Origin of the sequence: Xenococcus sp. PCC 7305 (assembly GCF_000332055.1) — a bacterium.
Classification (GTDB): Bacteria; Cyanobacteriota; Cyanobacteriia; order Cyanobacteriales; family Xenococcaceae; genus Xenococcus.
Genome location: NZ_ALVZ01000222.1, coordinates 70,365 through 82,758, shown reverse-complemented (window position 1 = coordinate 82,758; position 12,394 = coordinate 70,365). Strand labels below are relative to the sequence as shown.

General features: G+C 41.9%; 9 protein-coding genes. 2 read left to right on the top strand and 7 right to left on the bottom strand.

The genetic code is table 11. The features are described 5' to 3' along the window. Nucleotides 1-33: 33 nt before the first annotated feature. From XEN7305_RS20900 to XEN7305_RS20885, 4 genes are all read right to left on the bottom strand, one after another. Complete coding sequence (locus XEN7305_RS20900; RefSeq protein WP_006511510.1) at nucleotides 34-357, bottom strand: hypothetical protein; 324 nt, start codon at nucleotides 355-357, stop codon at nucleotides 34-36. A 497-nt stretch (nucleotides 358-854) separates the two neighbouring features. After that, on the bottom strand, nucleotides 855-1,610 hold the full coding sequence (gene mreC / locus XEN7305_RS20895) for a rod shape-determining protein MreC (RefSeq protein ID WP_006511509.1): 756 nt from the start codon (nucleotides 1,608-1,610) through the stop codon (nucleotides 855-857). Between the two features lie 24 nt (nucleotides 1,611-1,634). Continuing rightward, nucleotides 1,635-2,672: a rod shape-determining protein gene (locus XEN7305_RS20890; protein WP_071591377.1), complete on the bottom strand. Its 1,038-nt coding sequence runs from the start codon at nucleotides 2,670-2,672 to the stop codon at nucleotides 1,635-1,637. Between the two features lie 141 nt (nucleotides 2,673-2,813). Next, nucleotides 2,814-3,119 (bottom strand): hypothetical protein, encoded by a 306-nt coding sequence (locus tag XEN7305_RS20885; protein ID WP_006511507.1) that lies wholly within the window; start codon nucleotides 3,117-3,119, stop codon nucleotides 2,814-2,816. A gap of 82 nt (nucleotides 3,120-3,201) precedes the next feature. Between XEN7305_RS20885 and leuB the strand changes: the two genes are divergently transcribed. Further along, complete coding sequence (gene leuB, locus XEN7305_RS20880; RefSeq protein WP_006511506.1) at nucleotides 3,202-4,281, top strand: 3-isopropylmalate dehydrogenase; 1,080 nt, start codon at nucleotides 3,202-3,204, stop codon at nucleotides 4,279-4,281. Nucleotides 4,282-4,387: 106 nt separating this feature from the next. On the opposite strand, the gene XEN7305_RS26975 is transcribed toward leuB, so the two are convergent. Then, on the bottom strand, nucleotides 4,388-6,370 hold the full coding sequence (locus XEN7305_RS26975) for a CAP domain-containing protein (protein ID WP_006511505.1): 1,983 nt from the start codon (nucleotides 6,368-6,370) through the stop codon (nucleotides 4,388-4,390). 479 nt (nucleotides 6,371-6,849) lie between these two features. On the opposite strand from XEN7305_RS26975, the gene XEN7305_RS20870 reads away from it, so the two are divergent. Then, nucleotides 6,850-9,141 carry a DNA polymerase III subunit gamma/tau gene (locus tag XEN7305_RS20870; protein ID WP_006511504.1) on the top strand — a complete coding sequence of 764 codons (2,292 nt, stop codon included), beginning with the start codon at nucleotides 6,850-6,852 and terminating at the stop codon, nucleotides 9,139-9,141. A gap of 52 nt (nucleotides 9,142-9,193) precedes the next feature. Here XEN7305_RS20870 and opcA read toward each other — a convergent pair whose 3' ends face one another. After that, nucleotides 9,194-10,549: a glucose-6-phosphate dehydrogenase assembly protein OpcA gene (gene opcA / locus XEN7305_RS20865; RefSeq protein ID WP_006511503.1), complete on the bottom strand. Its 1,356-nt coding sequence runs from the start codon at nucleotides 10,547-10,549 to the stop codon at nucleotides 9,194-9,196. A gap of 177 nt (nucleotides 10,550-10,726) precedes the next feature. After that, nucleotides 10,727-12,256 carry a glucose-6-phosphate dehydrogenase gene (gene zwf, locus XEN7305_RS20860; protein ID WP_006511502.1) on the bottom strand — a complete coding sequence of 510 codons (1,530 nt, stop codon included), beginning with the start codon at nucleotides 12,254-12,256 and terminating at the stop codon, nucleotides 10,727-10,729. Nucleotides 12,257-12,394: the final 138 nt, after the last annotated feature.

Below are 12,394 nucleotides of genomic sequence, written 5' to 3'. Positions count from 1 at the left end.
ACTGATAACTGATAACTGATAACTGATAACTGTCTAATTTATGCTGCAACCTCCAGATTTTAAGTGATCATTCACCGCATTAAGGTAATCGCGATCGCTAATTGCCGATTGAGGTAATCGATTATTTGTGATCGCGCTACTGACCAAAATCTGTGCATCCACTTTTCCTGAACGAATAGCACTAATAAACCTGGCGTGACTGGGGACTCCTTGAGCTTTAAATTTTCCCTGACGTCCTAGGTTAATCAAATTCCTGGGTGTGAGATTATAAGCTGGTTCATCAATAGTTTGGGCTTGAGCTGGTGCAATGCTAGTTAAAACAATAGCCAAGCTACCAATAATAAAAGATCTGATCATTGAACTATATTTCCTGTGAAATTGGTCATAGCTCAAATCTAAATTTTCTATCTGAGGATTAATTGATCGCAATCTAAAATCTTGCTGAGAGTTTATTTACACGACTTGGCAAAATTAAGTGAATTGCGAGTAAAAGGTTTTAGGTGTTGGGTGTTAGGTGTTAGGGAAATCCCGAAAAACGATTAATCCAGCCATGATAGACATAAAAATTCTTTAGATCTAAAATATTCTCCGAGCTAAATCAAAATATGATTTTTTTGATTAAATTTCCCAAGTTGAACAACGAAGTGATGGGCTTTTTCCTAGATCCCCAAATCCCTAAATCCCCAAGTCCTTATTCAGAACTAGTAAATTTTGTAATCATCGAACTCACGTTTTTTTTCCTAAAACCTACTACCTAAAACCTAACACCAGTCCTGACTAGACCATAAAATTGCCAAGTTGTGTATTTACACTAACACCTAACACCTAAAACCCAATACCTAAGACCTTTCCCCTTATTCTTGCTCAAAAATATTAGGCTGAAAAGGTTGAACAACCAACCATTCCAAAGAATCCAGTGGTGCAGTCAATTCCACCTCTGCTTTGGGTGCTGGGCCTTCATCATAGGTAACCGAGACAATTTTTCCGATCGCCATTCCAGGCGGATATAAATTACTCAAAGGAGAGATTGAAACCGCGTCTCCAGTTTTAATGTCAGTCACTTTAGCAAAAAAATGCATAGTTGCCGTTTTGCCCTCATGGCCTTGCAGATATCCTAGATGACGAGATCTAGTGACAACCACTCCCACACGACTGCTGGGATGACTCACCAACTGGACACGACTAGTATTGGGCGTCACGGCGACAATTCTGCCGACAATACCGCCAATTCCCGTCACGACATAGCCTTCTTGGATACTGTCGTTACTCCCGCGACCAATAATAATTTGATGCCACCAGCCATCTTGATATCGGCCAATAATCGGTGCGGGAATAGCTGATGCTGATTTTGGTCCAATATAATCTAAAAGCTCTTTAAATTGAGAATTTTGATGTTCTAGCTCCTCATTTTTTTGCTCTAGCTCTAAAATACGAGCATTGGTCAACTTATCTTCCAAAAGTAGCTGTCTCTGGGATTGTAAAGGAGAGGTTGCCAAATAATAAGCCTCCAAGACTGGAGACATTTGGGTTTGCTTGAGCAACCAAGAACATCCCAAAACGACCATAGTAACGGCTATGGATAAGCTATGTTTTTCACTCCAAGAACTCATAAGAATTAATTTCAGTCCAGTATCTTACGCTAATACAGAGCGATCTCGGAAAACCCGATCCAAGGTCTTATCTTCTAAAACTTTACCTGTTCCCAAGACAACACATCTAAGGGGATCAGCGGCTATATGAGTCACAATTCCTGTTTCTTGACTGACAAGAGTATCCAACCCTCGCAGCAAAGCCCCACCACCAGCTAACATAATCCCGCGATCTATAATATCGGCAGCTAAGTCTGGAGGAGTTTGTTCTAAAGTGCTTTTAATTGTCTTAATGATTGACGCTACAGGTTCGGCCAAACATTCGCGAATTTCTACCCCAGAGATAGTTACTGTTCTGGGTAATCCTGATAAAAGATGTAAACCACTAACTTCGATCGTCTCTTGTTCAGAATCCATAGGATAGGCAGATCCTAATTGCAATTTAAGATTTTCAGCAGAATTATCTCCCACTGCTAGTTTATGTTCCCTTTTTATATATTGAATGATAGCGCCGGTCAATTCGTCCCCAGCTATTTTAATCGATTCGCTAACGACTTTGCCTTGGGAACTAATTACTGCGACTTCTGTAGTCCCGCCCCCAATATCGACAATCATATTTCCTGTTGGTTCGGCAACGGGCAATCCTGCACCGATCGCCGCAGCTAGAGGCTCGTCAATCAAATCCACTTCCCTCGCTCCGGCTTGAGATGCCGCTTCCATAACCGCTCGTCGCTCCAGCTTGGTGACTCCACTAGGAATCCCAATCACCATTCGTGGATTGACCAAGGGCTTCCCTTCATAGGCGCGCTTAATAAATTCTTGGAGCATCAATTCTGTGGCATCAAAATCGGCAATCACACCATCTTTTAGTGGGCGCACCGCCTCAACGCTCTCAGGAGATCTGCCCAGCATCAGCTTAGCCTCTGTCCCCACAGCTCTGGGCTCACCAGTGCTTTTTTCGATCGCAACAACTGATGGTTCTTCGAGAACGATGCCTTTGCCGGATATGTAGACCAAGGTATTAGCTGTGCCTAGATCTATCCCCATGTCCCTCGAAAGGTTAAAACGGTTAAAAAAGCCCACTATTATTAACGTCTCCTCACAATAAAGATTGTTTTGCTCGGTGCTAGTCAAGTCTATAATTTACCCTCAACATAATAATAATGTCGAGTTAGATTTTTTTCAGTATATTTTTATAGATTTGAATTTTGATTTCTTGTCTCTCTAGTTGATAACTTCCTGAAGCCGTTTACGGAATTCGCCTTTAGGATGTCCACCTTTAACTTCCCCAATAATTTGGAAATCACCTTCTGGAGAATCACATACTAGATAGGTCGGCCAGCCCATTTCTTCCTTGTTGGGATATTGAGTAAGTAAAATTTTGCGATATTTGCGATAAGTGGCAGTATCTTGCATTTTTACATCAATAAAATCTAACTCTAATTCTTGAGATACCTTCTTGTCATAAAAGGACATCTTGTGACAAATTCCGCAATCTTCGGAAGAAAATTTAATAACTGCTCTATTCATATTTCACTTTTAACGACGACGCACAACCAAATGGTAAATTATTAAGGCTGTAAAAATATTGTAAATAATTTTCCTACTGATCATGACTAAACAATATCGCATTACCTTACTTCCTGGTGATGGCATTGGCCCCGAGATTATCGCGGTAGCGACAGATGTCCTAAAAGTGGTAGGGCAAAAATGCGATCTTGAGTTTAGTTTTGAGGAAGCCTTAATCGGTGGTGCGGCTATTGACGCCACCGGCGAACCTCTTCCCGAGGAAACTCTAGCTACATGTCGCCAGAGTGATTCGGTCTTACTCGCGGCGATCGGTGGTTATAAATGGGACAATCTGCCCCGAGAAAAACGTCCTGAGACTGGTTTGTTAGGACTCAGAGCAGGATTGGATTTATTTGCTAATTTGCGCCCGGCAACGATTTTGCCCCAATTAATTGATGCTTCATCCCTCAAGCGAGAAATCGTTGAAGGAGTAGATATTATGGTGGTTCGAGAATTAACTGGGGGCGTTTATTTTGGCAAGCCCAAGGGGATTTTTGCGACGGAAACAGGGGAAAAACGCGGTGTCAATACTATGGCCTACAATCAATCGGAAATAGATCGCATCGCTAAACTGGGATTTGAAACAGCTCAAAAACGTCGAGGTAGATTATGTTCTGTGGATAAGGCTAATGTCCTAGATGTTTCACAACTTTGGCGCGATCGCGTTACTGCGATCGCCGAAGACTATCCCAATGTAGAATTGTCCCATCTCTATGTTGATAATGCTGCCATGCAATTAGTCCGCGCCCCGAAGCAATTTGATACTATTGTGACAGGTAATCTTTTTGGAGATATTCTTTCCGATGCTGCGGCAATGTTGACCGGGAGTATTGGCATGTTACCTTCTGCCAGCTTAAGTTCCGATGGCCCTGGAGTTTACGAGCCAGTTCATGGTTCTGCCCCAGATATTGCAGGACAAGATAAGGCCAATCCATTAGCGCAGGTTCTCAGTGCGGCCATGATGTTGCGTTATGGATTAAATGAACCATCCGCAGCAACCATGATTGAAGAAGCGGTAACTAAGGTATTAGATGCTGGTTATCGTACTGGGGATATTATGTCTGAGGGCATGACAGCTACTGGATGCCAAGGTATGGGTGAGGCATTACTCAATATTTTGTAATAGGTTTTAGGTTTTAGGTGTTAGGTGGTAGGTGGTAGGTGGTAGGTGGTAGGTTTTAGGTGGTAGGTGATAGGTTTTAGGTTCAAAAGAGTTATAAAACCTTTCTTTAAAAATCTGCTTCGGTAATGAGGCTAGCATCAACTCCTGATACTATAGCTATCACAGTATTGCTTCTCTTGTCCTCAATGATGGTGCCGGGACTAGTGGGGTCATTAAATATCTCCAAATTGCCAAAAGATAGATCTCCTGATAAAACAATGCGATCGATACCATCTTCAAAGTCTTCAATCGTATCGCGATCGCCAGTAGTAGCAGACATTATCACAAAGCGATCACTACCAGAGCCACCGGTTAAACTATTTAAGCCGAAGCCACCATAAAAACTATCATTGCCATCATTTCCTACTAGTTGGTCATTACCATTTTGACCCAAAAGGATATCATCACCAGCGCCTCCATAGAGACTGTCATTGTCATCAGCCCCAATTAACCTATCATCATCATTCTGGCCCGAAAGGATATCAGCGCCAGCTTCTCCGTAGAGAGTGTCATTGCCATCACCTCCAATTAGGCTGTCATTGTTATTCTGTCCAAAAAGGACATCAGCACCAGCTTCTCCATAGAGAGTGTCATCACCATTACCTCCCAGGAGAATATCATCACCATTACCTCCCATGAGAAGATCACGACCCTTGTCTCCAATTAGACGATCATTATCACCTTGACCGTAAAGACTATCATCTCCAGCGTTGCCACGAAGAGTGTCATTGCCGTTAGCACCAATTAAGCTATCATTATCATCTTTCCCGTAAAGAATATCATCTCCAATTCCGCCATTGAGGGTGTCATTGCCATCATTTCCCAGGAGAAAATCATGACCATCACCCCCCATGAGCATGTCATTCCCGCTAGCCCCAATTAAGCGATCATCATCATCTTTCCCGTAAAGAATATCATCTCCAGTTCCGCCATTGAGGGTGTCATTGCCATCATTTCCTAGTAGACTATCATCGCCACCTTGACCGTAAAGAATATCATCTCCAGCACCACCATAAAGAGTGTCATGACCATCACTTCCTAGGAGAATATCATTCCCCTCATCTCCTTTAAGAAGATCATGACCATCATTGCCAATTAGTTTGTCATCATTCCCCTGACCATAGAGACTGTCATCTTTAATTCCACCACGAAGTGTATCTTTATCCTGTCCGCCACGAATCAGCTCTCCATCATCTACGATAACTGGACTACTTTCTTCTGGTAATGTCCCTAGATTACTAGTATCGAGATCGAGTTTAACGTTTTGAGAATTAATTGTAATAGTATAACTATTGCCAATGATTGTGCCATTTTCAGCAAAAGTCACATCATAAGTTCCGGCGTCTAAAGCTATTTTATAACCTCCAGCATCGAGGGTATGAGTCGTAAAACTTTTATCATCAGATTGTCTGGTTGCTGTAATTTCAATGCCACTTAATCCTTCGCCAACATTATAAAAAGCATCCTCAGCTACTAAATCATCAAAAGCCACTCCAGTTAAAAAAACTGAGGAACCAGAATAGGCAAATTTTTGAGTAGTAATAACAGCGTTATAAGTTCTAACAGAAGTCGTAAAAGTATCTTGTATCACTCCAACGCCAATTTCTCGAAAACTACTCTTGAGAATATTTTTACGATGACCGTCACTAAGAAACAAGCCTTCATGTTCATCGGCAACAAAGTTGGTAATATTCGGAGTTCCTGTGGTGCCCTGCCAAGCAATATTCTCTCCCCAACTCCAAGAGCCAGTAAAATCATAACCAGCAGCCGCCATGCGGTCACCAGGACTGCTACCACCTGCTCCTGTATGGCTAAAGGTATTGGTATCACTTATCCATTGACTATGATCCCTAGCAGCATCTGTTAGTGAAAAATTGAAAGCCAAAGGTTGTTTGGGAGCGCTACTAATAGTCCCAGAAGATAATCCACGATTTAAATCACTGAGGCCATAGCGTGTCGCTTCGGCGTTGGGGTTGGCACGAGCTCGATTAATCAATTCCAACATATACTGCTCGTGAGCACTAGGTTGCAGCAGAAGATTATTGTCCATTTTTCTCTAAATTATCAATGTTTAAAATATTTTTGTATTTCTTGTATATTATTAGCGAATTATGTAGCGAATGTCAGTGAATAGAATTTAGTTTTAAAGATAAAATAAACTAATTCTAAATAATATTTTAAATTTCAGTAAAATCATTTATTCTATTAAATCATTAGCCAACATTTTTACGCGAAAATACCTAATGCAATTAACTTTTATAGTTTGACACTGAGAAACATTTGATTCATTTCGATTAGCCAAAATATAACAATGTGCGATCGCCAAATTATATAATAGATGTGAGCGTAAATAAGCTATCTATTAATAGATAGCAAAAAGCTGATAGATCAATACTTATGATCTTGATCTCACGAAGATAGGACTCATTACTTATTACTCATTACTTATTACTTATTACTTATTACTTCCGCTATACTGAGTTCTACCTTCAGTTCCTAGTGAGCAAAATTTTTCTTTAATCTTTCTTTATGGCCTACGAACCTCTTCATCATAAATATCGACCTCAAACTTTTGGGGATTTAGTCGGTCAAGAGGCGATCGCCAATACTTTGGTTAATGCAATTGAACAGGAAAAAATAGCTCCAGCATATCTTTTTACGGGGCCAAGGGGAACGGGGAAAACTTCTAGCGCGCGTATTTTGGCCAAGTCTTTAAACTGTTTGGCAGTGCCTAAACCGACAGCAACGCCTTGTGGTCAATGTGCCGTTTGTCAGGCGATCGCGGTCGGAACAGCTTTAGATGTGATTGAGATTGATGCCGCTAGCAATACGGGAGTCGATAATATCCGCGAGATTATCGAAAGAGCTAAGTTTGCACCCGTGCAATCTCGTTACAAGGTTTATGCTATTGATGAGTGTCATATGCTCAGTACAGCAGCTTTTAATGCGTTACTAAAAACATTGGAAGAGCCGCCACCTCAAGTAGTTTTTATTTTGGCAACAACCGATCCACAAAGGGTTCTTTCCACGATTATTTCTCGTTGCCAAAGATTTGATTATCGCCGTATTCCCCTGGGAGAGATGACTCGTCATCTTGAATATATTGCTGCAACAGAAAAAATCGCGATCGCGAAAGAGGCAATTACTCTTGTAGCGCAAATTGCCAATGGCGGGTTGCGAGATGCCGAAAGCTTATTAGATCAATTAAGTTTATTTCCTGACACCATAACTATCGATCAAGTTTGGGATTTGGTCGGTGCAGTTCCCGAACAAGATTTATTGGGTTTACTAAAGTCAATTAGAAGCAAAAATCTGGAGCATATTTTAGAAAAATGCCGTAATTTACTCGATCGCGGCAGAGAACCTCTAGTCGTTTTGCAAAATTTGGCAAGTTTCTATCTCAATCTTGTGATCGCCAAGACTTCTCCCCAGCGTAATGATTTGGTCGCGGTAACGGAAACCTGTTGGCAGGAATTGCAAACAGAAGCAGCTCATTGGGAAATTGCCCTGATTCTACAAGGTCAACAACAACTCAAAGATGCGGAAGTGCAACTGAAAAATACGACGCAACCTCGTTTATGGTTGGAGGTAACGTTATTGGGTTTGGTTTCAACTCAGGAAGGAGGAACGAGGAAGGAGGAACAAGGAAATAAAGAAAAGAAACAAGTAAGGAATGATGGGATAAGAGAAAATATTGTTGCTCAACAACCAAACTCTTTACCTTCTCAAGCTACTGAAAGCAAAACTGTTGCACCAAGTGCCAATTCTTCTACTATTGCCCACACTCAAGAAATTTCAGTTACTGAATCACCAGTCAAGGAACCAGTTGAAGTTGAGTCAATTAGTAATGCTGCTACTGTATTTCAACCACAAACTTCTCAACCGCTTCCAAGCAAACCAATTGAGCCGATTGCAGAAACTGAAACGACCTCTGTTGCTGCAACATCTACGACCGATATTAATCCAGACACCATTTGGCAAAAAGCGATCGCTTTAGCTCAGCCGCCCACGACTCAAACCTTACTATCGCAAAAATGCCATCTCATTAGCATCAATGGCTCAATGGTCACCATTGGCGTTGTGTCTCCTCCCCTGATTAAGTTAATTCAAGGAAAAATATCCAATATTGAAACTGCTTTTTCCCAGGCTTGCCAACGCAAAATCAAAGTAACTCTCGAAGTTGCCAAAAAGAGTTCACAACAATCTGATAATAATCATAGTTCTTCTGTTGCCAGCAAACCGCCCTCAAAACCGCATTCCAACGGTAGTGATTCTTCTGCGAAAGCGGAAATCGCAGCCATTAAGACACCAGAAAATCCCCCCAACATTCCGACTTCCAATGGTCATTCTGTTGCCTCTACACTTCCCTCATCTTCACCTGCTATCGCAGATCCGCCTCCCCAGATTGCGAAACCTGTTGTCGCTCATGAAACTTCGCGATCGCATACAGAAACTCCAAAGTCGAACCCAACTATTGCAACTTCTAAGCCCCCAGCAATTACTGACACTCAAATTCCCATAGCTAATGGACAATTAGAGCATCACAATCAAGATATCATAGCTAATCCTGATAATATGCCAGCAGTGGGAGAGTTCCAGAAAGCGGTAGAATTATTAGCCAAAAGTTTTGATGGAGAAGTTATTGACCTCGGAAACGCAGAAGAGAATTCACCATTAGACGAGACAGTAGCAGAGACAGCAATATCTAATAGCTTAAATTCTCAAAATGATCAAAACCAATCACGAGAAGAATCTACTACGACAATTCTCAATCGACCAGATTTAACTGCATATGAAGATGATGAGGACGTCCCATTTTGACAAGAGGAAGAGAATTTTATGGTTTTGCGCCCCAAGGTTCTGATAACTTTTCTTATTGACTTAAATCTAAGATCTTCCTGGTCACTGCCATACTTTCTTCATACAAAACCTCTCTTCCCCAACGCTGTAATTGTTGTCCCAAAAGGTCTTCTGTTTTTTGGTCAAATAGAGGTGCAACTTGCTGAATATAACAAGATTGGGCACCACCACCAGCTTCCATTCGCATGCATCCAGTAGTGCTAGAACATAACACAGTACAGCAATCCGCATCAAGATTAGTCGAGGATAGGCGCAAACTAATCAAGTCTCCTGGTACTTCCTGATTATCAGCGGTAGGAATAGCTGCTAATTCCGCTTCAATCTCCTGCTGATCGCGATCGCTGATAAATTTAACTCGGCGAATATCATAGTCTCCTCCTTCTTGATCATAGGAAACAGGATTCCAGTTGAGGCGAGAAGCTAGCCAACCAAGAAACATTAATGCTTGGGTTTGATTTCCCTTCTGGTAGTCGATAGTCACTTTATCCACTTCGTAAATTTCAGATCGTCTTTCAGGAGGATCAAAAGCTTCGGCAGATAATTCCTGCCAGGGAGCTAATCTTCGCCAGTTAAGATCCGCTATGGGGACATCTTGTTGAATAATTTGGCCGACGCAATCCAAATCCGATTCGGGATCATTAAAACTACTAGAGTCTAGAATTGTGCTATCACAATAACTTGTGAGACGCTTAAAAAGAGGATGGTCTCCTCTAGGAGTTGCTTTCCACCAGAGGAATGTGGGTAAATCAACAATGGTTAATTCGTTAATAATTCCGCCAATTCTTTCTAAAGCTTCTGAGGTACCACTTAGGGTGATATATTCGCAACAGATTAGGGTATCTTTACTTTTTTTATTAACAGGACAATATGCAGATACTTGGGCTTTAACCCCTTCATCCTGACCCAAGCTGGGAACCAGTGCAATGATTCGACAGGGATTGGCCGATGCGATCGCGTCGGCGATCGCGCCTTGAGAGTCAGGAGAATATTGCATTGAGGAAGTTTGATTTTCCGCTGTTAGCTGATCTTCAGCTTTGGCTTTTGCATATTCTGTTTGCAATCTAGCTAGCAGTTCAGGACTAGATTTGCCTGTGACTTCCATCTTGTAAGCTTTCTGAGCCGCAGTAATTGCCGATTCATTTCTCGGCCCGGCAATCCCATCAATAGGGCCAGTATAGAATCCCAAGGCTGCTAGTAATTGCTGTGTCCCATCGGGTTCGTATACTACTAAGGTAAACGTTGCGGCACGAGAAGCGGATGCTTCTTCTACCGATGTCCATAGTAATCTCAATTCTGCTTCAATCTCTTCGATGGAGACATCTTTGGGAGCTTGCAAGGATACTATTGGAGATGATTTTGTACTAACCATAATCTTCAGTTATAAGTTTTTAGTTATTAGTTATCAGTTATTTCAGTTATCAATTTTTTATGAGCATCAACGTTCTGATGACAAATTTGTAAGCTTTTTCATATACTAATCTGTTGCTTATCATAGAATTAATGCTCGCTGCTAAATGTTCACTGCTAACTCTTGATTGCCTACTGATTAAAGTCTTCGCCAGCGTCTTCCTTCTCGTTCTAATAGAAATTCCGCTTCTGTCGGTTGCCAAGTACCAGCTTCGTATTCAGGAATTAAACTAGGATTGCTAGGTGATTCCCAAGCATTAATCACAGGAGTCACAATCCGCCAAGCCTCTTCTACTTCATCCGCACGGGTAAATAAGGTTTGATCTCCCAACATGCAGTCTAATAACAAACGATGGTAAGCATCCGAGGTTGCCATGCCAAAAGAGGAACCATAGCTAAAGTCCATATTTACTGTGCGTGTGCGCAAATCGGGGCCAGGCATTTTGGCCTCAAAGTTTAAAGAAATACCTTCATTAGGTTGTATCCGCATTGTCAAAATATTGGGATTTGTCTGTTGGGCTGCGGATTTAAAAATTAACAGAGGAACTTCCTTGAAATGTATTGAAATTTCTGAAACCTTTTTGGGCATGCGCTTCCCAGTGCGAAGATAGAAAGGGACCCCTTTCCACCGCCAGTTGTCCACCATTAGTTTCATCGCGACAAATGTTGGCGTAGTGGATTCGGGAGCAACGCCTTCTTCTTCTCGATATCCTTTTACCGGTTTGCCTTTCATCCATCCTGCCGAATATTGACCTCTGATGGCAGATTTTTCGAGATTATTCACATCGGCAATATGAGTCGCCTGTAATACCTTGGTTTTTTCACTGCGAATACTATCAGCATCCAGGGCATTCGGTGCTTCCATTGCGGTAATGGCAAAAAGCTGCATCAAATGATTTTGCAGCATGTCTCGCAAGGCACCAGAAGTTTCATAGTAACCAGCTCGATCTTCCACTCCTACTGTTTCGGCTACAGTAATTTGGACGTGATCAACAAATTGCCGATTCCACAGAGGTTCAAATATAGCATTCCCAAAACGGAATACCAAACCATTCTGAACTGTTTCTTTGCCTAAATAATGATCGATGCGATAGACTTGTTGTTCCTGACAGACCCTCTGTACTGCGCGATTGAGAGATTTAGCCGAACTTAAGTCTTTGCCAAAGGGTTTTTCGATGACCAAACGATGCTTAATTGGGTCAGCAAGCATTCCTGCAGCACCGAGTTGAGTAAGAGCTGGCTTGAAGAATCGAGGCGAAACCGAAAGGTAGAATACTCTATTGCCACGAGTTCCCCTTCTACCATCTAATTCGGCTAAAAATGCCTTTAATTTTTCATAACTTGCGGCTTCATCCATGTTACCAGAACAATAGAATAGGCCCTCAGAGAAAGAATTCCACAATTCTTCGTTACTAATACCATCGCTAAATTTCTCAATGCCCTCTTTGAGATGGGCGCGGAAATATTCGTGACTCCAATCACGACGGGCAACACCGACAACAGTCAATTCTGGAGGTAAGCGGCGCTCTTTTTTAAGTTGATAGATTGCAGGAATTAATTTTCTTTGAGTGAGATCTCCTGATGCGCCAAAGATGATCAGGATGAGAGGTTCGGGAGTTTTTTCCTGTTGTAAGCCAACTCTTAAAGGGTTTTCTAATATTGCAGGCATACTTTTAAATGATGAGGGATGAGGGATGAGGGATGAGGAATAAGGGATGAGCGGTCAGACCCCGCGTCGAACCTCTCTAAATCTCTCCTGAAAGGAGAGACCATATTGTCCTCCTTCCTGTAGGAAGTGTTTAGGGGT